24 protein-coding genes and 1 pseudogene are annotated in these 25492 nt (G+C 66.2%); 21 read left to right on the plus strand and 4 right to left on the minus strand.

Translation table 11 applies throughout. The annotated features are described in order from the left end of the window. The first annotated feature begins 41 nt into the window (after nucleotides 1–41). The 6 genes from mihF (at nucleotide 42) to QF777_10715 (ending at nucleotide 5961) form a co-directional block, all read left to right on the plus strand. Nucleotides 42–356, plus strand: coding sequence for an integration host factor, actinobacterial type (mihF, locus tag QF777_10690; GenBank protein ID MDP6912012.1), 315 nt, complete (start codon nucleotides 42–44; stop codon nucleotides 354–356). A 39-nt stretch (nucleotides 357–395) separates the two neighbouring features. Then, entirely contained in the window at nucleotides 396–938 is a 543-nt protein-coding gene (locus QF777_10695; GenBank protein ID MDP6912013.1) for a guanylate kinase, read from the plus strand. Between the two features lie 198 nt (nucleotides 939–1136). Beyond that, nucleotides 1137–1499 (plus strand): DNA-directed RNA polymerase subunit omega, encoded by a 363-nt coding sequence (gene rpoZ / locus QF777_10700; GenBank protein MDP6912014.1) that lies wholly within the window; start codon nucleotides 1137–1139, stop codon nucleotides 1497–1499. 37 nt (nucleotides 1500–1536) lie between these two features. Further along, on the plus strand, nucleotides 1537–2814 hold the full coding sequence (gene coaBC / locus QF777_10705; GenBank protein MDP6912015.1) for a bifunctional phosphopantothenoylcysteine decarboxylase/phosphopantothenate--cysteine ligase CoaBC: 1278 nt from the start codon (nucleotides 1537–1539) through the stop codon (nucleotides 2812–2814). Beyond that, nucleotides 2811–4007 (plus strand): methionine adenosyltransferase, encoded by a 1197-nt coding sequence (metK, locus tag QF777_10710; protein MDP6912016.1) that lies wholly within the window; start codon nucleotides 2811–2813, stop codon nucleotides 4005–4007. The genes coaBC and metK overlap by 4 nt, the downstream gene beginning before the upstream one ends. Before the next feature lie 19 nt (nucleotides 4008–4026). Next, nucleotides 4027–5961 carry a hypothetical protein gene (locus tag QF777_10715; GenBank protein MDP6912017.1) on the plus strand — a complete coding sequence of 645 codons (1935 nt, stop codon included), beginning with the start codon at nucleotides 4027–4029 and terminating at the stop codon, nucleotides 5959–5961. Between the two features lie 22 nt (nucleotides 5962–5983). Here QF777_10715 and QF777_10720 read toward each other — a convergent pair whose 3' ends face one another. Continuing rightward, complete coding sequence (locus QF777_10720; protein MDP6912018.1) at nucleotides 5984–6502, minus strand: TrmH family RNA methyltransferase; 519 nt, start codon at nucleotides 6500–6502, stop codon at nucleotides 5984–5986. 10 nt (nucleotides 6503–6512) lie between these two features. After that, a complete protein-coding gene (locus QF777_10725) occupies nucleotides 6513–7148 on the minus strand; it encodes a methyltransferase (protein ID MDP6912019.1) in 636 nt (211 codons plus the stop codon). 24 nt (nucleotides 7149–7172) lie between these two features. Between QF777_10725 and def the strand changes: the two genes are divergently transcribed. The 3 genes from def to QF777_10740 are packed head-to-tail and all read left to right on the plus strand — an operon-like array spanning nucleotide 7173 to nucleotide 9824. Continuing rightward, the gene (def, locus tag QF777_10730) at nucleotides 7173–7736 is read left to right on the plus strand and encodes a peptide deformylase (protein MDP6912020.1); all 564 of its coding nucleotides are present in this window, start codon (nucleotides 7173–7175) and stop codon (nucleotides 7734–7736) included. Continuing rightward, the gene (locus QF777_10735) at nucleotides 7733–8644 is read left to right on the plus strand and encodes a methionyl-tRNA formyltransferase (GenBank protein MDP6912021.1); all 912 of its coding nucleotides are present in this window, start codon (nucleotides 7733–7735) and stop codon (nucleotides 8642–8644) included. Before def ends, QF777_10735 begins: the two co-directional genes overlap by 4 nt. Then, nucleotides 8637–9824, plus strand: a complete 1188-nt coding sequence (locus tag QF777_10740; protein ID MDP6912022.1) for a transcription antitermination factor NusB — start codon at nucleotides 8637–8639, stop codon at nucleotides 9822–9824. Before QF777_10735 ends, QF777_10740 begins: the two co-directional genes overlap by 8 nt. On the opposite strand, the gene QF777_10745 is transcribed toward QF777_10740, so the two are convergent. Beyond that, nucleotides 9813–10634 (minus strand): dienelactone hydrolase family protein, encoded by an 822-nt coding sequence (locus QF777_10745; protein MDP6912023.1) that lies wholly within the window; start codon nucleotides 10632–10634, stop codon nucleotides 9813–9815. The genes QF777_10740 and QF777_10745 overlap by 12 nt on opposite strands. Nucleotides 10635–10702: 68 nt before the next feature. Between QF777_10745 and QF777_10750 the strand changes: the two genes are divergently transcribed. Genes QF777_10750 through hisG form a run of 3 tightly spaced genes read left to right on the plus strand, consistent with a single transcriptional unit; the run spans nucleotide 10703 to nucleotide 13226 of the window. After that, nucleotides 10703–11251, plus strand: a complete 549-nt coding sequence (locus QF777_10750; protein ID MDP6912024.1) for a MogA/MoaB family molybdenum cofactor biosynthesis protein — start codon at nucleotides 10703–10705, stop codon at nucleotides 11249–11251. Then, complete coding sequence (ribD, locus tag QF777_10755) at nucleotides 11244–12290, plus strand: bifunctional diaminohydroxyphosphoribosylaminopyrimidine deaminase/5-amino-6-(5-phosphoribosylamino)uracil reductase RibD (GenBank protein ID MDP6912025.1); 1047 nt, start codon at nucleotides 11244–11246, stop codon at nucleotides 12288–12290. Before QF777_10750 ends, ribD begins: the two co-directional genes overlap by 8 nt. Before the next feature lie 60 nt (nucleotides 12291–12350). After that, entirely contained in the window at nucleotides 12351–13226 is an 876-nt protein-coding gene (gene hisG / locus QF777_10760) for an ATP phosphoribosyltransferase (protein MDP6912026.1), read from the plus strand. 37 nt (nucleotides 13227–13263) lie between these two features. Here the strand turns inward: hisG and QF777_10765 are convergent, their stop codons facing one another. Continuing rightward, nucleotides 13264–13725, minus strand: coding sequence for a DUF1844 domain-containing protein (locus tag QF777_10765; GenBank protein ID MDP6912027.1), 462 nt, complete (start codon nucleotides 13723–13725; stop codon nucleotides 13264–13266). 382 nt (nucleotides 13726–14107) lie between these two features. On the opposite strand from QF777_10765, the pseudogene infC reads away from it, so the two are divergent. The 9 genes and pseudogenes from infC to QF777_10810 all read left to right on the plus strand — a co-directional run. Continuing rightward, nucleotides 14108–14620: pseudogene (infC, locus tag QF777_10770) on the plus strand (translation initiation factor IF-3). A 266-nt stretch (nucleotides 14621–14886) separates the two neighbouring features. Next, nucleotides 14887–15081 carry a 50S ribosomal protein L35 gene (gene rpmI, locus QF777_10775; GenBank protein ID MDP6912028.1) on the plus strand — a complete coding sequence of 65 codons (195 nt, stop codon included), beginning with the start codon at nucleotides 14887–14889 and terminating at the stop codon, nucleotides 15079–15081. A 120-nt stretch (nucleotides 15082–15201) separates the two neighbouring features. Continuing rightward, the gene (gene rplT, locus QF777_10780) at nucleotides 15202–15558 is read left to right on the plus strand and encodes a 50S ribosomal protein L20 (GenBank protein ID MDP6912029.1); all 357 of its coding nucleotides are present in this window, start codon (nucleotides 15202–15204) and stop codon (nucleotides 15556–15558) included. 41 nt (nucleotides 15559–15599) lie between these two features. Then, nucleotides 15600–16433 (plus strand): RNA methyltransferase, encoded by an 834-nt coding sequence (locus QF777_10785; protein ID MDP6912030.1) that lies wholly within the window; start codon nucleotides 15600–15602, stop codon nucleotides 16431–16433. 127 nt (nucleotides 16434–16560) lie between these two features. After that, nucleotides 16561–17559, plus strand: coding sequence for a phenylalanine--tRNA ligase subunit alpha (gene pheS, locus QF777_10790; GenBank protein MDP6912031.1), 999 nt, complete (start codon nucleotides 16561–16563; stop codon nucleotides 17557–17559). A gap of 28 nt (nucleotides 17560–17587) precedes the next feature. Then, nucleotides 17588–19996, plus strand: coding sequence for a phenylalanine--tRNA ligase subunit beta (gene pheT / locus QF777_10795; GenBank protein ID MDP6912032.1), 2409 nt, complete (start codon nucleotides 17588–17590; stop codon nucleotides 19994–19996). 34 nt (nucleotides 19997–20030) lie between these two features. After that, the gene (locus QF777_10800) at nucleotides 20031–21008 is read left to right on the plus strand and encodes an NADPH:quinone oxidoreductase family protein (protein ID MDP6912033.1); all 978 of its coding nucleotides are present in this window, start codon (nucleotides 20031–20033) and stop codon (nucleotides 21006–21008) included. A 410-nt stretch (nucleotides 21009–21418) separates the two neighbouring features. Beyond that, nucleotides 21419–22090, plus strand: coding sequence for a TetR/AcrR family transcriptional regulator (locus QF777_10805; GenBank protein MDP6912034.1), 672 nt, complete (start codon nucleotides 21419–21421; stop codon nucleotides 22088–22090). Between the two features lie 347 nt (nucleotides 22091–22437). After that, the coding region (locus tag QF777_10810) for a hypothetical protein (GenBank protein MDP6912035.1) at nucleotides 22438–25492 on the plus strand (3055 nt) is incomplete at its 3' end.

The raw sequence follows: 25492 nt of genomic DNA on the forward strand, positions 1-25492 counted from the left end.
AGAGTCGGCCATGGGCATCTGACGCCACTAAGGTCCGGGACATGGCAGGACTCCCCCAACTCACTGACGAACAGCGGCGTGCCGCTCTGGCCAAGGCAGCCGAGGCTCGAAGGGTCCGTGCCGAGATCAAGAACCGACTCAAGATGGGGTCGCTCTCGTTGCCCGAACTACTGGAGCAGGCCGATGACGACATCATCTTGGCCAAGATGAAGGTGCTGGCCGTGCTGGAGTCCCTGCCCAAGTTGGGCAAGGTCAAGGCCCGGCGGACCATGGACGAGGTAGGCATCAGCGACAGCCGCCGACTGCGAGGACTCGGAACCCAGCAGCGCGCCGAACTGGTTTCCCGCTTCGGCTGAGCCGGCTCACCGAAGCCTTCCGGATCGCTCGACGTCGACGTGCTGGTCGTCGTCCTCTCGGGACCCGGCGGTGCCGGGAAGGGGACCATTGCCCGTGCACTCGTCGACGGTGATGCCCGACTGTCCCTGAGTTGTTCTTGGACCACCCGTGAACGTCGGTCCGACGACGCCGAGGACGCCTACGTGTTCGTGTCCCGTCCAGAGTTCGACAGGCGACTCGAGGCCGGCGGCTTCCTGGAATGGAACGAGTTCCTGGGATGCGCCTACGGGACCCCGGTGCCCGATGCGAACGCCACCCAAGATCTCCTGTTGGAGATCGACGTGGCGGGAGGCCGCCAGGTGCTCGAGCACACGCCCGAGGCACTCGTTCTCTTCGTGGATGCCCCAGACGATGCCGAGTTGCGTCGTCGACTGCTGGGCCGGGGCGATGCACCGGATCGAGCGGAACAGCGCGTCGTCGAGGCGGCTCGGGAGCGCGACGAGGCCGAATCTCTCGGCTACCGACGGGTGGTGAACGACGTGCTGGAAGAAGCGATCGTCGAGATCCGTGATCTGATCGACGCTGCCCGGTCCAGTTCCTGACCGGAACTCCGGAACGGTCTGGTCGGGCTCGGGAACGGATCCCGGACCGTTTCCGTTGGCGGGCCCGCTCGAGGGTTCATGCAGGCTCGGTGGTACCGTGGAGGGCCGATCGGCCCGTGTAGAGGGACCGATTTACCGCCCGTTTCATTCTTGGAACCGGGCATCGACTTAGACGAACAACGGATAGAGGATTCCCCGGTGCAGCGTCACGACAGCATGGTCAACCCGCCGATCGAAGGTCTCCTAGAGGCCGCCGACTCCAAGTTCCGTCTGGTAACGGTGAGCGCCAAGCGCGCCCGTCAGATCAACGCGTACTTCGGCCAGTTGGGCGAGGGCCTTGGCGCCGCCATCCCACCGCAGATCACCTCCACGTCCCGCAAGCCGCTCTCCATCTCCTTTGAGGAACTTTCGGTGGGCAAGATCGAGGCCATCGAGCCGCCCGATGAGCCTGAGGATGTCGATGCCCTGCTGGATGCCATCGACGCCGAGATGGCCGAGCATCAGGGCGATGAACTTCCCGAGGGTGACGTCACGGTCACCGATGGCGCCGAGGGCGCCTGATCCGAACTCCGGTCGTCCTCGCGGACGGATGACCCTCATGGGACCCCTCGCCGGCCGTCGCATCGTCCTCGGTGTCACCGGTGGGATAGCTGCCTACAAGGCCGTTGAGGTTTGTCGCCGATTGGTCGACGCCGGCGCACACGTGGCGCCCGTCATGACCGAGGGTGCACTCCACTTCGTAGGACGGGCCACCTTCGATGCCCTGGGCTCCGAACCCGTACAAACCAGCCTCTGGGATGAACGCCATCCCATCCCACACACCCGTCTAGGGCAGGGCGCCGACCTGGTGCTGGTCTGCCCGGCCACGGCCCGGCTGTTGTCGGACTACCGAACCGGCCGGTCCGATGATCTACTCACCGCCACCCTGTTGGCCACCAGGGCGCCGGTTGTCGTGGCGCCGGCCATGCATACGGAGATGTGGGAGCAGCCCTCGGTGGCCGAGAACGTGGCCGTGCTGGCCGACCGTGGGGTGACCATGGTTGGTCCGGTGGACGGCCTTCTGGCCGGCGGGGACGTAGGTGCCGGCCGTATGGCTGAACCGGCTGACATCGTGGCCGCCGCCTTCGAGGTGCTGGGGGCGACGGATGGAAGCGAACCGGCAGGGGACCTCGCCGGCCTGACCGTCCTGGTGACCGCCGGCGGTACTCGGGAGCCCATCTGTCCGGTCCGCTTCATCGGAAACCGGTCGTCGGGCAAACAGGGCCACGCTCTGGCTGCCGAGGCGGCAGTCCGCGGGGCGAAGGTCCAGTGCATCACCACCCAGTCGGCGTCGGCACCCGATTGCCCGGGTACCGAGGTTGTCGCCGTGGAGACGGCCGCCGAGATGGCTTCCGCCGTCCTGGAACGCTTTCCGCTCGTCGATGTGGTGCTCATGGCCGCAGCGGTGGCCGACTTTCGCCCTACCGAGGTGGCCGACCACAAGATCAAGAAGGGCCGAAACGTGCCCGAGATCCGTCTCGAGCCCACCGTTGACATCCTCGCCCAACTGGGTCGGACCCGGGCCAGTTCGCAGGTCCTGGTGGGGTTCGCCGCGGAAACCGACGATCTGCGACAGAATGCCGCGCAGAAACTGCAGGCCAAGGGCGTCGATCTCATCGTGGCGAACGACGTGTCGGCTCCTCAGGTGGGGTTCGAACACGAGACCAACGCCGTAGTCCTGCTCGGAATCGATGGCGGGATCACCGAGGTGCCCCTGTGCGACAAGCGGGAGGTGGCGAGGGTGGTCCTCGATGCCGCCCGCGACATCCACCAGGCGAACTGTGAACAGATGAACGATGACGGGGCCGACCGGGCATCGAACGGAGGCGACACATGAGTGACAACTGGACCTTCACCTCCGAATCGGTGAGCGAGGGCCATCCGGACAAGATGGCCGATCAGATCTCCGATGCCGTGCTCGACGCGATGCTGACCGTGGACCCTGAGAGCCGTGTGGCGTGCGAAACGCTGATCACCACCGGCCTGGTCGTGGTGGCCGGCGAGGTCACCTGCCGCGGCTATGTCGACATCCCACGGACCGTCCGGAACACGATCTGCGAGATCGGCTACGACCGTGAGGACTTTGGTTTCGATGGTCACACCTGCGGTGTGATGGTCACCCTCGACGCCCAGTCCGTCGACATTGCCCAGGGCGTGGACGCCGCCGAGGAGGTCCGCTCCGGCACGGCAGGCGAGGACGATGACCTGGACCGCCAGGGGGCCGGCGATCAGGGGATGATGTTCGGCTTTGCCTGCGACGAGACCGACGTGCTCATGCCGTTGCCCATCCACCTGGCCCATCGGATGGCTGAACGCCACGCAGAGGTCCGCAAGGCGGGAACGGTGCCGTACCTCCGACCTGACGCCAAGACCCAGGTCACCTTCGAATACGAGGGAAACACCCCGGTACGGCTCCGGACGGTCCTGGTGTCGACCCAGCACAACGACGGGATCGACCGGGATTCGATGATTCGCCCGGACCTGATCGAGCAGGTCATCCGACCGGTGATCCCCGAGCAGTTCGCCGACGACGACTACGAGGTGCACGTCAACCCGACGGGCCGGTTCGTGATCGGTGGTCCAGTGGGAGACGCCGGCCTAACCGGTCGAAAGATCATCGTGGACACCTACGGCGGCATGGCCCGCCACGGTGGTGGCGCCTTCTCAGGCAAGGATCCGTCCAAGGTCGACCGCTCAGCGGCCTACGCCACCCGATGGGTGGCCAAGAACTTGGTGGCGGCGGGAGTGGCAACCCGTTGCGAGGTCCAGGTGGCCTACGCCATCGGTATGGCCCGCCCGATCTCGGTACTGGTCGACACCTTCGGTACGGCCAACGTAGACCCGGAGCGGATTTCGGCCTGCGTGCAGGAGGTCTTCGACCTCCGTCCGGCGGCCATTATCCGCGACCTAGACCTGAAGCGCCCGATCTACGGTGAGACCGCGGCCTACGGGCACTTCGGCCGGCCCGGACTCCCCTGGGAGGCCACCGACCGGGTGGACGACGTCCGTTCCTTCCTGGGCCTGGGCTGAACCGGAAGTCGTTGACCCGGTGAGTGTCGGGTCGATCGGAGAGGCCGGGCCGGAGCAGGGCCGACTGGCGTTCGACGAGGTTGAGCCGGCTTCGGGGGAACCAGAAGTGGATGTCGCTCCCTACGAGACCGCGGGACCCGACGAGGGGCCGAAACGTGTGGTCCGGGTCCTACCGGACGTCGCTGCGGTCTCGAAGGCCTTCGACTACCTGGTTCCCGAGGCATGGTCAAGGGACGGTCGGGGTGAGCGCCTCGGCATCGGAAGCCGTGTCCGGATCATCCTGCACGGCCGGCGGGTGGCCGGATGGGTGGTGGACGATCAGGTCGAGCCACCACCGGGGGTTGCCCTGCGGCCGCTCTCACGTCTGAGTGGTCTCGGCCCCAGCGTCGAACTGATCGAGCTCGCCCGTTGGGCGGCCCACCGCTGGGTCGGCCCAGTGGCCGGTCTGTTGTCCACGGCGTCGCCGCCCACGATGGTCGAGGCGCTCGGATCGCCACCCCACCCGTGGACCGTGCCGACCACCGGCGATCGGTGGTACGACGAGGCATGGCGGGTGGATCCCGATGGTCGGCCGTCGGTGGTGCGACTCCCGCCGGGTGACGATGTGCTGCCGCTGGTGTTCGAGGCGGCCCGCCTCGGTGACGCGCTGATCCTGGCTCCCACAGCCGAGGCCGTTCGACGGCTGGCCGGTCAGCTGCGGCGAGCGGGCGTCCCGGTGTCCGTGGCCCCTCGGGACTGGGCCCGGGCAGCGGCCGGGGGCGTGGTGGTGGGAGCCCGAGCGGGGGCATGGGCACCAGTCCGGGATCTTCGGGCGGTTCTGGTGCTCGACGAGCACGATGATGCCTACCGGGAGGAGCGGTCACCGACCTGGAACGCCCGCGACGTGGCTGTCGAGCGGGCTCGACGGGCAGGGGTGCCCTGTGTGCTGGTCTCGGCCAACCCGAGTGTCGAATCCCTCGAGGTGGCCAGTCCGGCGCGGGTGTCGGTCCCGTCCCGGTCGGCTGAGCGGATCGGCTGGCCGGTAGTCGACCTGATCGATCGTCGGACAGACGACGCGGCGCGAAGCGGGCTGTTCAGCCCCCTACTGGTGCCGGTCCTGCGCGGTGACGGTGGCGACCCTGTCGTGTGCGTCCTCAACCGGAAGGGTCGGTCACGGCTGCTGGCCTGTAATGCCTGTGGTGTGCTGGCCCGCTGCGAGGTCCACGACGCGGCGCTCATCGAGGACCGGCCGGCCGGAGTCGATGAGATGCCCGGGTTGCGTTGCCCAGTGGATGGTGCCGTACGGCCGGTGGTGTGCGACAGCTGCGGCGGCACACGAATGCGAAACCTCCGGGCCGGGGTGAACCGGGTACGCGAGGAACTCGAGGCGCTGGCCGGTCGACCCGTCGTGGAGGTGACCGCGGAAACCGATCCGTCGGCGTTGGACGGCGTCCATGCCGGGCTCTTCGTGGGAACCGAGGCGGTACTCCATCGGATTGGCCGTCGAGTGGCCCGCGTGGTCTTTTTGGATTTCGATCAGGAGTTGCTGGCGCCACGGATGCGGGCCGCCGATCAGGCCATGGCCCTGTTGGCCAGGGCCGCCCAACTGCTGGGGCCTCGGTCGGCTGGCGGACGCCTCATTGTCCAGACGCGCCAACCCGACCATGAAGTCCTCCAGGCCGTGCTCCACGCCGACCCGGGTCGGCTGGCCGTTGCGGAGCGCGAGCGTCGGGAGATTCTCGGCCTGGCGCCGTTCGGGGCGTTGGCTCGTATCTCGGGTGCCGTGGCGCCAGCATTCATGGAGCGACTGGCTGCAGCCGAGGGTCGGACGGGACCCGGCATCGAGGTGATGGGCCCCAGGGACGACGCCTGGTTGGTCCGGGCACCCGATCCCGGCGCCCTTTCGGACCTCCTCCGGTCGGTTGAACGCCCTTCCGGACGACTCAGAATCGAGGTCGATCCGGCCCGGGCCTGAATGGGAACAACCGGCAACCGTTCTACCAGCGTCGACGGTTCAGCTCGTAGAGGGCGATGCCGGCGGCGGTGGAGACGTTGAGGCTCCCGACCTTGCCGAGCTGGGGGATGAACGCCACGGTGTCGCAGGCATCAAGCACGGTGCTCGAGAGACCCCGGTCCTCATGGCCGAGGGCTAGGCAGGTCCGGTCCGGGAATGCCACGTCGTGGATGGGGAGAGCACCATCGGCCAACTCGACACCTACCAGCCCGTACCCGGCCGACGCGATAGCTGCCAACGCCTCGTCGGCCTCCTCGCAAATCGTCCACGTGAGGTACCGGCCGGTCCCGAGGGCCGTCTTGGCCACCTTGGCGTGCGTAGGTGGACTGGTGGCCCCGGCCAACCAGAGGTGGGACACCCGGTAGGCGGCGGCCGTCCGCAGGATGGCCCCCACGTTGTACGGGGTCTGGACGCTGTCGAGCAGCAGGGCCACGTCTGGTTCGCTTCGGCGGCGCCATTCGCGGTGGAGGCGTTTGAGTCCGGTGCCATCGAGGTTCTTCATGCGGAGCTCTTCATGTCGGGTTCCTGACGTCGGGCTCCACGCGGGCCACATCCAGCAGACGGAATCCCTTGCGCGACCCCCTCCGGGTGGTGGTCCAGCCCGCTCCGTCGAGCCATCGGGCGAGGGAGTCGGCCCCCAGGTGGCGTTGGACCACCAGGTGAGCCGTCCCTTCGGGGGCGAGCCGACCCAGCCAGCGGTTCAGGAGGTCGTGGAGGGCTTCCTTGCCGATACGGATGGGCGGATTGGACCAAAGGCCGGCCAATGACAGGTCGTCAGGGACCTCGTCGGGCGCCACCACCCGTACGCCGTCCAGGCCGGCGTTGGCGGCATTAGCCCGGCACAGGTCGCGGGCCCGTTCGTTCACGTCGACGGCCCACACCGTGGCCTCGGGGTTACGGGTGGCCAGTGCACAGGCGATGGGTCCGTAGCCACAACCCAGGTCCATGAGAGCAACTGGACCGGTCGGTGGCGGCGGCCCCTCTAGCAGCAGATACCGGGTTCCGCGGTCGACCCGGTCGGCGGAAAATACCCCCCGGTCGGTAGCCAGCGTCAGGTCGACGTCGGGAAGTAGAAGGGAGACCTCGCCCGGTCGCGACACCGCCTCAGGTCGATCCGACCAGTAGTGCTGGTCCTTCCGGGCGTCCACGGTGGCGACGGTAGCCTCGTCGCCGTGTCCACCCACGAGATCAGGGTCATTGGCGACCCCGTCCTTCGCACGCCGGCTGCCGACGTGACCAACGTCGACGGCGCGCTGGCTCGGTTGTGCGAAGACATGTTCACCACCATGTACGAGGCGCTAGGCATCGGACTGGCAGCCCCCCAGGTCGGCGTGCAGAAGCGTTTCTTCGTATACGACCACGGCGAGGACTCCGGCGTGGTTCTGAACCCGCGGATCGTGGAGTCCGACGGCGAGTGGGCCTTTGAGGAAGGGTGTCTCTCTGTGCCCGGCCTGTCGTGGGAAATCGTCCGCCCGAAGACGATCCACCTGGTAGGCGTGGATCTCGACGGCAACGAGCTCTCGATCGAGGCCGACGAGTTGGAGGCCCGACTCTTCCAACACGAGATCGACCACCTGGATGGGGTTCTGCTAGTCGACCACCTCGATGACGAACAGCGGCGAGACGCCCGTCGTGCCCTAAACGAGTTGACCGTGGCTCGCCCGAGCCAGCCTGGTGGGTCCTTCCCAATGGACACAGGTGGCCGATCGTCGGGCGGGGGACTTCAACTGCCGTGACGGCCACCGTCCCGGAGCGGCCCCGCCGTCTGGCCTACCTCGGGAATCCGGCGGTCGCCGTGGCACCCCTGCGGGCACTTCACGAGGCCTCCGAACGACTGGGTACCGAGGTCGTCGTGGTGGTCACCGCCGAAGACCGTCGACGGAGCCGGCGGGGAGCGCCGTCGCCCACCCCAGTGGCTCAGGCCGCGGTCGAACTCGGTCTCCCAGTTACCCATGACCTCTCGTCGGTCGTCGATTCGGATGCAGACCTGGGAGTGGTGGTTGCCTACGGCCAGATCATCCCGGTGTCGTTGTTGAACCAGCTACCCATGATCAACCTGCACTTCTCGCTACTACCCCGATGGCGGGGTGCGGCACCTGTCGAACGGGCGTTGCTGGCCGGCGACGTCGCAACAGGGGTCTGTCTCATGGACGTGGCCGAGGAACTCGATACCGGTGGCATCCGGGGTCGGGTGGCCACACCGATCGGCCCGGACGAGACGGCTGAGGACCTACGGGGACGACTCGGAGACCTGGGTGCCCGGCTCCTGGTGGACGGCCTGGCCGCTGGCCTCGAGGCCTCCGAGCCCCAGCAGGGAGAACCCACGTGGGCCCACAAGATCGGGAGCGGTGACCTGTGGTTGGACTGGTCCCGTTCGGCCACCGAATTGGAGCGGATGGTCCGGGTGGGCGGCGCTCACACCACATTCCGGGGCGAACGGTTCAAGGTGCACTCGGCCGTTCCGTGTGATGGGCCCGCCAACGGTCCTTCCCCCGGAACGCTGGTGGGAGACATGGTGGCAACAGGATCCGGTGGCCTGCGCCTGGTCGAGGTCCAACCGGCCAATCGGGCCCGAATGACATTCGGTGCGTGGGTGACCGGTGCCCGCCCGACCGATGGCGAGGGGTTCGCTTCTGATGGGTGATGCCCGAGGGTTGGCCATCGAGGTGCTGGGACGCATCGAACATGATGGGGCGTACGCCAACCTGGCGCTACGGGCCGCGCTGGACCGGTCCGACCTGGAGCGACGGGACCGGGCGTTCGTCACCGACATGGTGTACGGCACGACCCGGATGCGACGGGCCTGCGACCACCTGGTGGACAGGTTCCTCCATGACGAGATCCAGCCCGAGGTCCGCACGGTGCTTCGTCTGGGTGCTTGGCAACTGGCCTTCGGTGGGGTTCCGGCACACGCCGCGGTCTCGGCCACCGTCGCCGTGGCACCCCGACGGGTGCGCGGCCTGTGCAACGCCGTGCTGCGTCGAGTCGCCGACGAACAACGGGCAGGAGCACCGCCCTGGCCGTCGCCGGCTGTGGCCCTGAGTTGCCCCGAAAAGGTGTTGGACCGGCTGGTGACCGACCTTGGCGAGGCCGACGCGATGGCGGCCATGGAATCCATGAATCGTCCGGCACCCGCCGTGGTGCGTGACGACGGCTACTACCAGGATCGAGCCTCCCAGCTGGTGGTCGAGGCGGTACTGGCCCCGGACCTCGGTGACAGGGAAGCGTCGGGAGCCGGAACACCTGTCGGTGAACGGATCCTGGACCTCTGCGCGGCACCTGGAGGGAAGGCCACGGCGCTGGCCGCGTCGGGTGGCCGGGTGGTGGCCTGCGACCTTCGGGAACGACGCCTCGGGCTCGTGGCGGACAACGCCCGCCGGCTGGAGCGTGACCTATTGCTGGTCGCAGCCGACGGTCGAGCGACGCCTTTCCGATCGGGTTCGTTCGACCGGGTTCTGGTGGACGCCCCGTGTTCGGGCCTCGGGGTCCTGCGACGCCGGGCTGATGCCCGCTGGCAGGAGGGCCGGTTCACCGATGTCGCGATCAGCGAGTTGGCCGACCTGCAGGTGGAACTACTGAACGGTGCCGTCGACCTCGTGGCATCAGGGGGCCTGCTGGCTTACAGCGTGTGCACTCTGACGGCTGCCGAGACCTCCGGGGTCGATCGTCGGATCCGGGCCGCCCACCCGACGCTGGTTCCCGAGCCGGTGGGGGAGCCGTGGCGACCCCATGGCGACGATGGTGGTGGAGGGCTTCTAATGCCTCAGGACCTGGACAGCGAGGGGATGGCGGTCTTCATGTACCGGGTCGGGTCAGGCCAGTAGCCCGACCCTGAGGTGTTCGAGCACCGCATCGAGTGCGTCGCGCGTCGGGTGACCCGGCTCGTCGACCAGTTCGTCGGTCAACACCGAGTGGGCCCGCTTGGAGATCCGGTGCTCGTTGCCCGGTGACGAGTCGATCTCCACGCCAATGAAGCCGTCGCCGAACTCCTCGGCCAGCCGCTCGAAGCGCTCGGCAGGGGCCATGGAATCCTCGCTGAACCGGAGGCCCAGAACACAGACACCAGCGTCGTCCCCTCGGTCGCCACGCACCCGCTCCCGCACGATCTCCAGATCCCGGTTCGATATGCCCAACGATCGTCGTCGCCGACCACCAATAGGCAGCGGCAGGCTGGGTTGGCTGAGCACCGGGGCCAGCATCCGCCGGTCGACCATCATCCCGAGTGCGAATCCTCCGGTGAAGCACATGCCGACCGCGCCAACGCCCGGGCCGCCACAACGGCCGTGCTCGAAGGCGGCCAGCGCCCGCAGCCAGTCGGTCACCGGCGAGGTGCGGCGTCTCAGGAAGGCCGTGAACTCCCGTGAAACGCATCCGCCAGCCAGCGATCGAAGGATGTAGCCGGGGGTGGCCCGACGTCCCGGCGTTCCGAACAACGAAGGAAGGACGGCCGTGCAGCCGATGGCGGCCACCCGTCGCCCGAAGTCGGCTACCCGGGGAGTGATGCCGGGCATCTCGGCCATGACGATGACCGCCGGCCCACTGCCGGTCCGCAGCACGGTCCGGGTGGTCCCACCGTGGGCGAACTCGTCAATCTCGTACCCGGCCAGTGCATCGATGTCCATCGGTCGAGCCATCGGCTGAGGGTACTCCCGGACACCGGGCCGGATCGGGGCGTCGACGGGGCCTCCGGTATCGTCCGGGGATGGACGCACACGATCACGGGCCGGCCGGCGAGACGCCCGCTGATCCGGTACTGGTTGTCAAGGTCCTGACCGTCTCGGACGGTGTGGTGCACGGGGTTCGCGAAGACCGCTCCGGAGCCGCCCTCGTCGCTCTCTGCGACGATCAGGGGTGGCACGTGGCCGAGACCGCGGTGACGGCCGACGGCGTCGATGAGGTGGCAGGGGCGCTACAGCGGCTGGCTGAAGGCTTCCACGGCCTGATCGTGACCACCGGAGGCACAGGGTTCGGCCCGCGCGACCTCACCCCAGAGGGAACGCTCGCAGTCCTGGGCCGTCAGGCTCCTGGTCTGGCCGAAGCGATGCGCCTGGTCAGTCCACTGGGCCGCCTATCGCGCGGTGTCGCAGGCACGCTGGGCACCGCACTGGTCGTCAACACCCCGGGTTCGGCGCGAGGCTGCGTCGAATGCCTGGAGGCGGTGGCCGATGTGGTTCCCCACGCCGTCCGCCTGTTGGTCGACAATGCCGACCCGCATCCCTCCGGCGAAGGATCCGGTGGCGGTCATGGTTGAACAGGCCGACGACCTGACCCCCGGAACGTCGGGCGACGGGCCGGCCATGGACGCGGCCATTGCCGCGGCGGCGACCGCTCGCTACCGGACGTCGCCGAATCCCTGGGTGGGTTCCGTGGTCCTGGTCGACGGCCTGATCGTCGGCACGGGTGCCACCGAACCGCCCGGCGGCGCACACGCCGAACGCTCGGCCATGGATGCCGCGACGCTGGCCAACGGCGGATCGATCGTCGGCTCCACGTTGGTGACCACGTTGGAGCCGTGCCACCACGAAGGTCGAACGGGACCATGTACCGAGGCCATCGTTGCCGCCGGAGTTGCCCGTGTTGTGGTGGCCATCGAGGACCCGGACCCGCAGGTGGCCGGCCGGGGCATCGCCCACCTACGAGATGCCGGTCTGGACGTGGTCGTCGGCATTCGTGCCGTAGAAGTCGCCGAACAGTTGGCGCCGTACCTCCACCACCGGAGGACCGGTCGCCCGCAGGTCGTCTTGAAGATGGCCATCACACTGGACGGACGCATCGCCGCCCCCGACGGGTCGAGCCGGTGGATCACCGGTCCTGAGGCCCGTGCCGACGTGCACCGGATGCGGGCGGAAAGCGACGCGGTCTGTGTGGGATCGGGAACTGTGCGAGCTGATGATCCCCGCCTCGACGTCCGGGACTGGCCTGAGGCCGATGCGATGGGTTCGACCGATCCCCGCCGCATCGTGTTGGGCGCTATTCCCGATGGCGCGCGGGTACTACCCGCAGAGGAACACCACGGGGACCTGGGCGTCCTGCTCGACCGGCTGGGTGACGAGGGTGTGCTGCAGTTGCTGGTGGAAGGCGGCGCCGAAGTGGCCGGACGGTTCCACCGCGAGGGACTGGTCGACCGTGTGGTGGCCTACGTGGCCCCGGCCCTACTGGGAGGCGATGACGGCCGGCCTCTGTTGGCTGGTGCCGGAGTGGCCACCATGGCTGAGGCGTGGCGCGGCCGGTTCACCGACGTCCGGCGTCTCGGTGACGACCTTCGCATCGAGCTGGTACCCGACGCTTGAACCCGTTCGGGAGCTGAAATCCCCGGCGGCGGCGGCGGTCCCGACGGGTAGGTTCGTGTCGTGCTGAAACTCGTCCTTCCCAAGGGTTCCCTTGAAAAGTCCACTCTCGACCTGTTCGAGGGTGCCGACCTGGGGGTCCAACGAAATTCCTCGGTCGACTACCGGGCAACCATCGATGATCCACGGATCGACGATGTCCGGATCCTGCGGCCCCAGGAGATTCCCACCTACGTGGCCGACGGCCTGTTCGACCTCGGGATCACCGGACGGGACTGGATCGAGGAGACGCATAGCAACGTCGTGTCTCTCGGCGAGCTCCACTATTCGAAGGCCACGGCCCGACCGGTCCGCATCGTGGTCGCCGTCCCCGGCGATTCCGACGTCGAGTCGGTGGCTGACCTCCCAGCCGGGGTTCGGGTGTCGAGTGAATACCCGGTGATGACGCGTCAGTTCTTTGAGGCCCACGGCGTCGAGGCCGATATCCGACTCTCGTATGGGGCGACGGAGGCCAAGGTTCCCGACATCGTCGACGTGGTGGTGGACATCACCGAGACGGGCCGGGCCATCCGGGCGGCCGGTCTGAAGATCATCGACACCATCCTGACCAGCTACACCGAACTGGTGGCCAACGCTGAGGCCTACGCCGATCCCGACAAGCGCCACGCCATGGAGCAGATACACCGGTTGCTTCAGGGAACGCTGGAGGCCCGCGGCAAGGTCCTCGTGAAGATGAACGTGTCGGGCGAGCACCTGGACGCGGTGATCGACCTGATCCCGTCAATGAAGTCGCCGACGGTCAACGAGCTGTACGGCGGCTCCGGCTTCGCCATCGAGACCGTGGTGGCCAAGTCGGAGATCAACGTGCTCATCCCGGCGCTGCGTGACGGTGGTGCCACCGACATCATCGAACTACCGCTTTCCAAGATCGTCCACTGACCGGCGGTTCCGCCGTTCAGTGGTTCACCGGAGAGGCCTACTCCTCCTCGTCGGTCGCTTCTGACCCGGGGTTCTCGGCGGCGTCCCGAAGGGCTTTTTCGACGGACACGTAGGCCAGTCGGATCTGGTGGAGGGCGTCGCGCATCGTGGCCTCGGCTTCCCCGAGACGACCGGGCAGCTTCTCGACCACGGCTCCCAGGGCGTCGATGGCCACGGAAGCCTCGCTCATGTTGGGCGGCTGCTGGGAGAGGTGGATGGCCGCCAACTCGTAGAACCCCATGAGGTGGTTGGCCACCACCACGGCGGCGGGCGCCGAGGCGATCTGTTCCTGGACTTGTGCCATCTCCCGGGCCATGTCCTCGGCCTGCTGGCGTTCCTCCGGGCTCAGGGCCTCGTCGGACAAGTCGTGGGTTGGCGCGGTGCCGCCAGCGGCGTCTGTCCCTGAAACTTCCTCGGGTTCGACGGGGTGCTCTCCACCGGGGGTCCAGAGGCTGCTCATCGTGTTCGCTCCTGTTGTTCGTGGTGGCCTGCCCGGCGGGCGGCACTCTCGTCGGGTGCTGGTCGACCCCGGGAGCGGTAGCCTACGGCTCACAACTAGATGGAAAGCGGGGTTCACCCCCCACCCGGCACGCGTTCAGCGGGCCCGGGTCCTCATCTCGTCTGATCGACGGGTCGTCCAGCGTCTTGAAGGGCAATGTCCTGAAAGGCAGTGCCTTCAGTGGCTAGACGGCCGTCGACCTTGGCGGGTGTCGGCTTTCCGGCGCCCGTCGTTTCGGCTTTTCCGGGGTCTTTACCCTGTGTACCAGTCGGTTCCGTCGGACGCCACCGCCCAAACCCCCACGAGGAGCGAGAGCCAACGTGACGCACAGGAGTGACGACTAATAGCAACGCCGACGAATCAGGAACCGCGGATCAATGACCGCATCCGGGCCCGACAGGTCCGGCTGGTCTCGCCCGACGGTGAACAGATGGGGATTCAGACCCTGTCTGACGCACTGGACGCGGCCCAGGAGATCGGGTTGGACCTGGTGGAGGTGGCCGACAAGGCCGACCCACCGGTTTGCCGGATCATGGACTACGGGAAGTTCAAGTACGAACAGTCCCAGCGGGCCAAGGAATCGCGCAAGAAGGCCACCCATGTCCTGGTCAAGGAGATGAAGTACCGACCCAAGATCGGTCCTGGTGACTTTGAGACCAAGACCCGCAAGGTTGAGGCTTTTCTGAGCGAGGGTTGCAAGGTCAAGGTCACCATCATGTTCCGTGGCCGGGAGATGCAGCACCCGGAGCTCGGTCGCCGCATCCTCGATCGGGTGGCCGAGGTCGTGTCCCATGTGGGACGAGTCGAGCTGTACCCGAAACAGGATGGCCGAAACATGATCATGGTTCTGGTGCCCGGTCAGGCCACGCGCAAACAGCGCGAGGCTGCCGCCGATCGCCAGGTCGTCGACACTGAGTCCGATTCCGGCGAAGCCGCGGAGGCTGCTGATCTGGAGGCGACCGACACCGCCGAGACCGTCGCTCCCGCGACCGACACGACCGCACCGGAGGCCACTCAGCCCGAGACGCCTTCCGAGGCGGCCGTCGCCGAGGACCAGCCCACCGAACCGCCGTCCGCCTGACCGGCCGACGAACTACTAGACCCGAAAACGGAGCAGAAACCATGCCCAAGATGAAGACCCACCGCGGCGCTGCGAAGCGCTTCAAGGTGACCGGCAGCGGGCGCCTCAAGCGTCGCAACGCCAACCTCAGCCACATTCTCGAGAAGAAGTCCCCGAAGCGAAAGCGTCGGCTGGCTCGCCAGAGCGACGTGGACCCGGCGAATGTGCCGGCTGTCCGCAAGCAACTCGGCATCTGACCGAGCCCCACGGGGCCTTGGAGCCCCATCGAGACAACACCGGTACCGACTGAACGGGTACCGACCGAACAGCGATCGTCCCTGCCGCCGCCGGTGGGGACCCGAACACAGGAGAGCGTGATGGCCAGGGTCAAGCGAGCCGTCCACAGCAAGAAGAAGCACAAGGCAGTCCTCGAGCAGGCGAAGGGCTACTACGGCGACAAGAGCCGTACTTTCCGCGCTGCCAACGAGCAGGTGATGCATTCCGGGAACTACGCCTTCCGCGACCGTCGGGCGCGTAAGGGACAGTTCCGTCGGCTCTGGATCCAGCGGATCAACGCCGCCTGCCGTCAGCACGGGACCAACTACAGCGTCTTCATCGCCGGTCTCAAGCAGGCTGGAATCGAAGTCGACCGAAAGGTGCTGGCCGACCTGGCCGTCAATGACAGTGCGGCGTTCGCCGCCCTGGTAGAGATGGCCGGCGCCGAAGCGGCCTGAACGCCGCTCAACGGTTGCCGACGACGGCTACCGATCAGATGATGCACGGTTATTCAGGGAGCAACCTGCGGGTTCGTCGGTTGCGAAGGCTGGCCCGTGATCGCGGAGAGCGGCATGAGCGACGTTCCTTCGTCGTCGAGGGTCCGGGCCTGGTGGCCGAGGTGCTCGATGCCGGCCGCGACGTGAACATGGTGCTGGTTCCCGAGTCGTCGTTGGGCGACCTCGACGTCGGGCCACGTCTCGAAGCGCTCCTGGCGCGTGCTGAGGCAACCGGGGCTGATGTCGGCACGGTGCCCGACTCGGTTTTCGACGGGTTGACCAGCACCACGTCCCCCCAGCCCGCCCTAGCCGAGGTGGGGTTCGTCGACGTCGACCCGGATGTGCTGTTCGCCGGCGTCGAGACCGGGCATCCGTTGCTGGTGCTCGTGGGCCTGGCTGATCCGGGCAACGTGGGCACCCTGTTGCGGTCAGCTGAGGCCTTCGGAGCTGCGGGCGTCCTTCTCGTCGGCGGCGTGGACCCCTACAACCCGAAGGTCGTACGGGCGGCCGCCGGTTCTGCCTTCCGGATCCCGTTCGCCATGGTGGGCGAAGACGAGGCCGTGGAGGTCGGGGGGCGACTCGCCGAAGCCGACATTGTCGCCTGGGCGACCGTGCCCACCGGTGGGGCGCCGATGGTCGACGTGGCCAAGGCGGAGGGGTTGTTGGCCCTCGTTCTCGGCAATGAGCCCCACGGGCTCACCGACGATGTACTGACGGCCTGCGCTGGTTCGGTCACCGTGGAGACAACGGGAAATGTGGACTCGCTCAACGTGGCCGTAGCCGGATCGGTGGCGCTCTACGAGGCGTGCCGGACCCGGGGAGCCTCAGACGCCTGATCGGTCCGAAACGATCATCGGGGACCAGAGGGCCGTGCCCTAGCCTGCGGAGGACGTGCCCCGTCCAGGGCGCCCGTCGTGCACCGTCTTCAACCGACCGCCCCGAAAGCCTCCACGCGCTCCACCCATGACCCCAGAACTAGACCAACACCTCGCCGATGCCGCCGCCGCGGTGGCGGCCGCTGGCGACCTAGATGCGCTCCGGCTGCTCGACGGTGATCTCCTGGGGAAGTCGTCGGTGGTCACCGAGGCCCGCCGGGGCCTGGGGGCACTGGATCCTGACGAGCGAAAGGACGCTGGTCGCCGCCTCAACGAGGTCCGGACCGAACTGGAACGCCTGCTCGCTGATCGCCGGGCGACGCTGGAGGCCAGTGCACGGGCCGTCACCCTCGAGGCCGAGCGTCTCGACCTGACCGAACTCGACGGTGGCCGTCGCCTGGGCCACCGCCACGTAGTCACTCAGACCTGGGAGCGTCTCGAGGACCTGTTCGTGGGGATGGGGTACACGGTGGCCGAAGGTCCCGAGATCGAGGACGAGTGGCACAACTTCGGCGCTCTCAACTTCCCGCCCGGACATCCCGCGCGCGACATGTACGACACGCTCTACGTCGATCACGGTGAGCCCGGAAGCACTCTGCTGCGTACCCACACCTCCCCTGTGCAGATACGCGTCATGGAGTCCTGCGAGCCGCCGATCTACTCGATCATGCCGGGACGCGTGTTCCGCAGCGACACGGCCGATGCCACACACATGCCGGTGTTCCACCAGATCGAGGGTCTGGTGGTCGATCGGGGCATCACCTTCGGCGACCTGGCGGGCACCCTCGAGGCATTCACCAAGGCCTACTTCGGCGGCGAGTTCACGTCGCGCCTACGACCCTCCTACTTCCCGTTCACCGAGCCTTCAGCTGAGTTCGACATCCAGCGTCCCGACGGCACGTGGCTGGAACTGGCTGGTTGCGGCATGGTGCATCCCGAGGTGCTAAAGGCCACCGGCATCGATCCGGAGACCTGGTCGGGCTTCGCGTTCGGCTTCGGCCTGGATCGCCTGGCTTTGATGCGCCACGGCATCGACGACCTCCGAGAGCTGTTTCGCAACGACCTCCGATTCCTGGGGCAGTTCTGATGCGCCAACATCCCGAGGGCGAATCCCGATGAAGGTGCTCCTGTCGTGGCTCCGGGAGTTTGCGCCGGTGGAAGGCGACCCGGTCGAGATTGGTGACCAGCTCAGCGGTCTGGGACTCGCTGTGGATGAGATGACGATCATCGGCGGGGGACTCGACGGAGTCGTCGTTGCCCGCGTGCTCGACCTACGGCCCCATCCCGACGCCGATCGGATCCAACTCGTAGACGTGGACGCCGGTGACGGTGAGGCCCTGCAGATCTGCTGTGGTGCGTTCAACATGTCGGTGGGGGACCTGGTCCCGCTGGCAACCCTGGGTACGACCATGGCCAACGGCATGGAGATCGCCCGCCGGAAGATGCGTGGTGAGTGGTCCAACGGGATGCTGTGTGCCGCAGAGGAAATCGGGTTGGGTGACGACCAGGACGGGATCATGGTGCTGGAGGGCTCTTCAGCGGATGACGGTCCCACGCCCGGAACCCCGCTTGCCGAGGCCCTCGAGTTGGTCCCCGATGTCCTGTACGACCTGGAGGTCAACCCCAATCGGCCCGACGCCATGTCGATCGCCGGCGTGGCCCGGGACCTGGCCGCCCGTCAGGGTGTGGCGTTCGCCCTGCCCGTGCCGGACGCCACCGAAACAGGCGAGGACGCCGTCGGGCGAATCGGCGTGGAGGTCCTCGACCCCGACCTGTGCGGCCGATTCGTGGCCCGGGTGGTCGACGGCATCCGGGTCGGGCCGTCGCCTCGATGGTTGGCCAACCGTCTCACCGCCCTGGGCATGCGCCCCATCAACAACGTGGTCGACGCCTCGAACTACGTGATGTTGGAGTTGGGTCAGCCGAACCACACCTACGATCTGGCTGCCCTTGGCGACGGTGGCGGAGCGGTCGCGCTCCGGGTCCGTCGTGCGAGCGAGGGAGAGGCGCTGGAGACCCTGGACGGCGAGGTCCGGACGCTCACGGCCTCCGATGGCGTGATCGCCGATGGGACGGACACGGCGATCGGCATCGCCGGAATAATGGGCGGCGCCTCGACGGAGGTCTCCGACAACACGACGTCGATCCTCCTGGAGATGGCCTGGTGGGACCCAATGACCATCACCACGTCGTCGCGACGACTCGGCCTCCGGAGTGAGGCCTCGGCCCGCTTCGAACGGGGAAGCGACCCCGAGGTGGCCGAGCGGGCGATGCGACGATTCGTCGAACTACTGGCCGACGCCGGCGCCACGTTGGCCCCCGGGATCGTGGACGTCCGCGGAAACCTGCCCGACCGGTCGCCGGTCCGGGTTCGGACCAGCAGGGTGAACGCCCTCCTGGGAACTGATCTGACCCGTGACGAGATGGCGGACCTCCTGACCTCCATCGAGTTCACAAACACGCCGGTCGGCGACGACCTGGACGTGACGGTGCCGAGCTTTCGTCCAGACAGCGCCACGGAGATCGACGTGGTCGAGGAGGTGGCCCGCCTCCATGGATACGAGCGCATCGCCCGGACGTTGCCCCGCTCCACGATCACTGGAGCTCTGACCCCATACCAGCATGACCGCCGCCGGATCCGTGACGCCATGGTGGGCCTGGGGCTTGACGAGGTCATGCCGGTGCCCTTCCTGGCCCCCGGCGACCTGGAGCGGGCCGGCCTGCCCGCTGACGGGATCACGGTGACCAACCCGCTGGTGGCTGAGGAATCGGTTATGCGGGCCTCGTTGCGGCCCGGCATCCTCAAGACGTTGGCCTACAACGCCTCCCATCGCCTGCACGGACTGGGTCTGTTCGAGATCGGCCACGTGTACAGGACGCCGGCACCGGTGGGTGGCGAGGTGTCACGCCTGCCTGACGAACGGGAACACCTGGCCGTGGCCTTGGGTGGGCGCGACGCCGGTGAGGCAGTGGCTGTCTGGTCGGCCTTGGCCGACGCCCTTGACGCCCGTCACTACCAGCTGGTGGCTGACGGTCCGGCTGGCCTGCACCCGACCCGTACGGCCCGCATCGAGGTGGACGACCCGTCGTCGGGAACCGTGGTGGTCGGCCATGTGGGTGAGGTTGACCCCGGGGCGCTGGCTGCGTACGACATTGCCGACCGGGTGGGCTGGTTGGAAGTCGATCTCGAGACCCTTCTGGATCTGCCCCACGGGCAGAGGCCGTATCGCCGGGTGAGTCGCTATCCGTCGTCGGACATCGACCTGGCGTTCGAGGTAGACGAGGGCACGCCGGCGTCAGCCGTGGGCTCGTGCCTGACCGCGGCGGCCGGTGATCTGCTGGCAGATCTGTCGCTGTTCGACGTGTTCCGCGGAGCACCGGTGGCCGACGGCCGGCGAAGTCTGGCTTTCACGCTGCGTTTTCAGGCCGACGACCGGACGCTCACCGATGCCGAGGTGGCTGCGGTGCGTACGGCGTGCATCGATGCTGTCCAGTCGAACCTGTCGGCCACCCTGCGCGGCTAGGAGCAAATCCCGCCCCGGCGGTACGGTCGCTGCCATGCGCGCATGGCAGGTACACGAACTGGGTGATCCGATCGACCGCATGGTCCTGGACGAGGTCGACCTTCCTGTTCCGGGGCCCGGTCGACTGGTGGTGAACACCGAGGCGGTGGGGTTGGCCTTCCCTGACGTCCTGCAGGTGAGGGGTGAATACCAGGTGAAACCACCTCTTCCGTTCGTGCCAGGCAGCGAGACGGCGGGCACGGTGGCTTCAGTGGGTGAGGGGGTGTCCAGCGACCTGATCGGCCGCCGGGTGGTGGCCCTGGGTGGTGGATTGGCCGAGCAGATCGAGCTTCCGGCTTCGCAGTCCTTCGAGGTGCCCGAGGGGCTTTCGTCGGCCAAGGCGGCGGCTATTCCGATGAACTACTGCACTACGTGGTTCGCCCTGCACGATCGGGCTCACCTGGCGGCCGGTGAGACGCTGCTAGTCACGGGGGCGTCGGGTGGTGTGGGGTCGGCGGCAATCCAACTGGGGCTGGCTGCTGGTGCCCGAGTGATCGCGGTGGCCGGCGGACCCGACAAGGTGGCGGCATGTGAGTCCCTCGGAGCCGACGCGGTCATCGACCACCGCGAGGTCGACGACCTGGTGGAGCGTGTACGTGAGCTCACCGACGGGAAGGGCGTGGACGTGGCCTACGACCCGGTGGGCGGCGAAACGTTCCAGCAGGTCCGGCGGTGCATGGCCTGGAATGGTCGCCTCCTGGTGGTCGGCTTTGTGGCTGGCATCCCGAAGCTGGCCACCAACCACGTGTTGCTCAAGAACTACTCGGTGGTCGGCGTCCACTGGGGCGCGTCGTTGGCTCGTGATCCCGAGTCGCTGCCCAGCCAGGTCGCATCGGTGATGGCTTTGGTCGACGAGGGCGCCGTGGATCCGCTACTCCACCCGCCCTATGCCTTCGAGGATGCCGCTCGGGCCCTCCAGGACATCTACGACCGGCAGGTGGTGGGCAAGGTAGTGGCAGACCTGACGGCCTGAATTGCCGGTTCGGGCTGTTCGCCGACTCCGGTCGTTGGACAGAAGTTGTCCGGATTTTTGGACAGGGGTTGCTCTGCGTTCTTGAATTAGTTAGATCAGGCCCCAGAACTCGCCCACAGAGCCCCCAGAACCCCTTGATTACAACGGTTTTTGGGCTTCAGAGGTTGTTCACGGCGGGGGATAGAGGTGCGTTGTGTGGCTTAGTCCGTCTAAAAATGCCGGTTCTTTCGTTGCCAGGGGTGCCAAAAGAGCCTCTCTAACCCTCTGGGTCGGCCGACTGGGTTGATCTCGAGTGCTCCGGTATCCACCAATATGCCAAGAGTTGTTGCTTAGACTTGAGTCAAGCCAAGGAATATCGGATCGCTTGCAGAGTCGTAGGGGCTTGCGGGCGGGCGTCTCGGTAGGCCTGGGTGAACTGGAGAGCAACTGTGCACGACGGGCCGCTGGCCGAGAGTGCATTGAGTTCACCGGTTTCGTCGCGGACAGGCGACGGCCGGTCTGCTCGTGGTGCCCGTGAACGTGCCCAGAGTCGACAGCGCATCCTGTCGTCTGTTCGTGACATTGCGGCGGCCGACGCTGGTACCGAACTGAAGATCGAGGACATCGCGCGAGTCGCCGGCTGTTCCCGGGCCACAGTTCACAACCACTTCCCCCACGCGATCCCCGGCATCTTCGAAGCGCTGGCTGTCGAGACCATCGAGACAGCCATCCGCCGTTATCGGATTGATTCAGAGAAGTACTCCGGCCTCGACAAGCCCCGGCACTTCATAGGTTTGACTGCAGACGAGTTCTACAGGGCCGGCGATCTAGCCGTCGTGATGGTCAGAGCTTCAGTTGACCAGGCCACAGACAGTCCTTGGCCCTGGGGTCTCGGATACCAGACCACGATCGACTGCTACGACGAAGCAGCTGAAGATGACGACCTGCCAGGTACATCCGCGGACCTAGCAGAGGTCACACACATCCACTTCTACGGTTCCGTCTACCTGTGGGCGCTCGGCAGACTCGACGGCGACAGGTTCCTTCAATCCGCGAAAAGCAGTGTTGACCTGGCCTTAAACGCATTGCAGGCCAGCCGATGAAACGTTTCGCTGGCCGCCGGCCCGAGCAGAGGACCCGTCGTCCTCTTCGCCGTAACAACCGTCTACGGCTTGTTCGGGTATTCCTTGGCGTCACGCTGTTCGCTTCGACAGTGGCCACCCCGGTAGGAGTCTCCGCTGCTTCAACAGTCGTAGAAGCCGAAAACGTCGGGAAAACCCTTCCGGCTTCAATGTCCAGTCGAACAACCACACGGGTAACCACCCAAACGTCCTCCAGCACAGAGTTCTTCGACTGTGAAGGAGACCGAGGCGGCGTGCTCTACCAGGTCATCTGGAAAGAGGGCCCTGATAAGGAGAACCCGTACCCTCTGTCCCCGAGTAGAAAAAAAGTGTTCTCCCTCAAGGAGTACGACCCGGTCACCGCGAAGTACACCATCGTGGCTGAATACGCGTATGAGGATTTCCTCTATAAGGACGCGAAGGGGAAAGAACAAAAAGGGAGTAAGGGGAACCCGAACGGCTTGTCCTTAGACCCAGAGGGCCGGGCCTACGTCACCTACTCGTATGACAAGGACAACAAGTACGTCAGCCTCATACGGCTCCGTCCCGGTGGCGAACTCGGTGGCAAATATCCCTATCCCAGCCACGAGGTCATCGCAAAGCTCCGCGAAAATGACGCGGGCAGTGACCTCAATGCGGGTACCTACCTCGAAGAGGGCGGGGTTCCCTATGTGATTGTCTCCACCGGTTTCGGCGGGGGTACCAGCATGAAGGTCAACCTGGATACGGGAGCCGTTGAGGACTGGAATCTGAAGAAGGGAGAAGATTTCAGCGGCGGGTCGTTGTCAAACGCCAAGGACTACTCCTGGGTTCCTGAAGGAATCAAGTACAGGGGTGAGACCTACAACATTGTGGGGCTCGTGATGGACGGTGATTCCGGTCATGTGCTCCTGGCCTCGTCTGACGACAGCGTTCCGTATGCGAGTGCGACGGTTTCCGCCCCAGCGGGTGAGGGCTCCGATTACGTGGGCACCTACGGGGCTTCGTTCAACTTCAAGCCGGGTGGCCTCGGCAGCGACGAACCAAGCTTGGTGTTCTTCTCCAACAACGGCAACAACAACGGTGGAGAGGGTTTCCTGACCCAGTTGACCTGGGACGACTCTGATGGTGACGCTGCCGGCTCGTTCGCCTTGGGGACTATCGGGGATACGCAGGAGACAAGCAACAACGACGGTGGAGGATGCCCGTTCGCGGATCCGCCGACGACCTTGGGGCCAGTCGTGGTGTGGCCGCCGGATTGTGTGCTCGACAACCCCACGGCAATCGGTTCGAAATTCCCGCTGAAGATCACCAATACGAGCGATAAGTACGCCACCTTCTACGTCACCGTCAACGTCAACGGCCGGGCACAGGCAATCGTTGACGATGACGGTGGCGAATTCGGGCGCGAGCGGGCCTCCGTAGAGATCGCCAGTGGAGTCACGAAGGAGTTCACGTTCGACATCGAATGGGGCGACGAGTGGGAGGCCGAAGTCGAACTCAACGGCGAGAAGCTCGCCTTCGACCCGACCGGGGGGGTCCTCAACGAGGAGGCATGTGGCGGGGAGCCCGTTGACGACGGAGTCTTCCTGCCGACGGCAACGTTGTTGTCAGTCATCTGTGCCGTAGACGGTGGTAAGGCCGACGTCACGGTCACTCTGGACAACATGGAATCGACGATGGACGTCGAATTCGTGGTCACCAGCACCATCGGCGGCGTTGTCGAAGAGGAGTTCGCCGGCACGGTCAATGCCCGCGACAGCAAAGAAATCGAGATTCTGGTTCCCCACGGAAGCGAGTGGAGCCTGGAGTGGGAGGCGTCAGACCCGAAAGACTCGGGAACTCGTACGGAGCGCGTCGGTCTTCCCGTCAACGGTTCTGAGACCGCGAATTGCCCGCCGGACGATGTGTTCGAGCCCGGCGCGGACGTCATCGACTTGGACTGCTCAGAGCAAGGGCCGCCCCCTTATGAAGTGACGGTCACTCTGGACAACATGAAATCGACGATGGACGTCATATTCGTGGTCACCAGCACCATCGGCGGTGTTGTCGAAGAGGAGTTCAACGACACGGTTGGAGGCGGGCTGCCTGAGACGGTCAATATCTCGGTGCCCGAAGACGCCACCTGGTCGGTTTCGTGGCAGGCCACAAACAGCCAGAATTCGTCCGAAGTGGAAAAAGGAAATATTCCGGAGAGCGGTTCGAACCAGGCCGACTGTGTGGGTGACACGGACCCGGAGATCATCGGGAACGTCTACGGCTACGTATGGGCAGATTGGGACAAGTCCGGAACCCGAACTGAAATCAAAGATGGCGCCGAGGAGCATGTAGCCGGAGCAGTCGCAACCCTTACGAACACCACCGACTATTTCGACGAAGAGGGGCAGGTTCTCTACGGGCCCGGCGGGTACGTGGAAATGGCCACCACCGGCGACGAGTCAGAGGGTGGCAGCGATGCCGGTGACTACCGCTGGTTCATCTCTGACGTGCCAGTCGAGGACCAATCGGGAAACATCCAGCAGTACACGGTCCAGGTTGACTACGCCGGAGCGACCTTCCCTTCCGGGTTCACCCCGGCTGGATACACGGTCCAGCACAACGAGGACAACGTCCTTGCTGACGAAACCGACTCGGACGTCGCACCGCTGGCTGGAAGCATCGGCGAGTCCGCACCGTTCTCCCTCGTCGAGAATCTGGACGAGCACCGAGTTGACGCCGGCGTCGTCACCGACATCGCCTTCGAACCGACAGCCGAAGTGACGATCGACTGCGATTCGGGAACCGCGCAGATCACCCTTGACAACACCCTGTCAGCGGTCGACGCCAACTTCACGGTCGACGCGTGGGCCGGAATCCGCAGCGACGAGAACCGACTCGATGGGTCGGGAACCCAAGTAGTCACCGGTGGATCAAGTACCGACTACGAGCAGGCCATCGCGACTCCCGCCGGCCAGGTGCTCCTCATCCGGGTCACTGCGATGGCCTGGGAGGATGGAAAGGACCTCGGTCTCGGCTCGTTCCAGGTCTGGGACCAGTCGGTTTCCGACGCCCCGGCCCGCTTCTGCCCGGCGATTCAGGTCATCGCGACGGACTGCCCGCCAACCGTTGTCCTTGACAACAGCCAATCTGAAGTCGACGTCGTCTACTTGTTGACCACCATGATCGACATCACCAACTCGGCAGGAGAAGACGAAGTACGGGTAGCTCCCCTCACCGTCGAGCCATACGAACTTCCGACGCTTTCGGAAGGCGCAACCTGGCACCTGGAATGGGTGATCACGGATCCGGACGACTCAGATCGTCGTTATGAGGGCACCATCCCGGCGCCGTCAGGTACCGAGTTCCATCAGTTCTCTGTTGACTGTGAGCCGCCCCCGTTTGAACCGGTCGTCGAACTTGAGACGG

This window comes from Acidimicrobiales bacterium, from assembly GCA_030747595.1.
Taxonomy (GTDB): domain Bacteria; phylum Actinomycetota; class Acidimicrobiia; order Acidimicrobiales; family MedAcidi-G1; genus UBA9410.

Excerpts from the sequence above, each read along its gene's own strand:
- QF777_10765 (MDP6912027.1), bottom strand. The coding sequence starts at position 13,725 with ATGAGCAGCCTCTGGACCCCCGGTGGAGAGCACCCCGTCGAACCCGAG.
- QF777_10800 (MDP6912033.1), top strand. The coding sequence starts at position 20,031 with ATGCGCGCATGGCAGGTACACGAACTGGGTGATCCGATCGACCGCATG.
- coaBC (MDP6912015.1), top strand. The coding sequence starts at position 1,537 with ATGGGACCCCTCGCCGGCCGTCGCATCGTCCTCGGTGTCACCGGTGGG.
- QF777_10750 (MDP6912024.1), top strand. The coding sequence starts at position 10,703 with ATGGACGCACACGATCACGGGCCGGCCGGCGAGACGCCCGCTGATCCG.
- pheS (MDP6912031.1), top strand. The coding sequence starts at position 16,561 with ATGACCCCAGAACTAGACCAACACCTCGCCGATGCCGCCGCCGCGGTG.
- mihF (MDP6912012.1), top strand. The coding sequence starts at position 42 with ATGGCAGGACTCCCCCAACTCACTGACGAACAGCGGCGTGCCGCTCTG.
- ribD (MDP6912025.1), top strand. The coding sequence starts at position 11,244 with ATGGTTGAACAGGCCGACGACCTGACCCCCGGAACGTCGGGCGACGGG.
- pheT (MDP6912032.1), top strand. The coding sequence starts at position 17,588 with ATGAAGGTGCTCCTGTCGTGGCTCCGGGAGTTTGCGCCGGTGGAAGGC.
- rpmI (MDP6912028.1), top strand. The coding sequence starts at position 14,887 with ATGCCCAAGATGAAGACCCACCGCGGCGCTGCGAAGCGCTTCAAGGTG.
- QF777_10720 (MDP6912018.1), bottom strand. The coding sequence starts at position 6,502 with ATGAAGAACCTCGATGGCACCGGACTCAAACGCCTCCACCGCGAATGG.
- QF777_10785 (MDP6912030.1), top strand. The coding sequence starts at position 15,600 with ATGCACGGTTATTCAGGGAGCAACCTGCGGGTTCGTCGGTTGCGAAGG.
- QF777_10745 (MDP6912023.1), bottom strand. The coding sequence starts at position 10,634 with ATGGCTCGACCGATGGACATCGATGCACTGGCCGGGTACGAGATTGAC.
- metK (MDP6912016.1), top strand. The coding sequence starts at position 2,811 with ATGAGTGACAACTGGACCTTCACCTCCGAATCGGTGAGCGAGGGCCAT.
- QF777_10740 (MDP6912022.1), top strand. The coding sequence starts at position 8,637 with ATGGGTGATGCCCGAGGGTTGGCCATCGAGGTGCTGGGACGCATCGAA.
- rplT (MDP6912029.1), top strand. The coding sequence starts at position 15,202 with ATGGCCAGGGTCAAGCGAGCCGTCCACAGCAAGAAGAAGCACAAGGCA.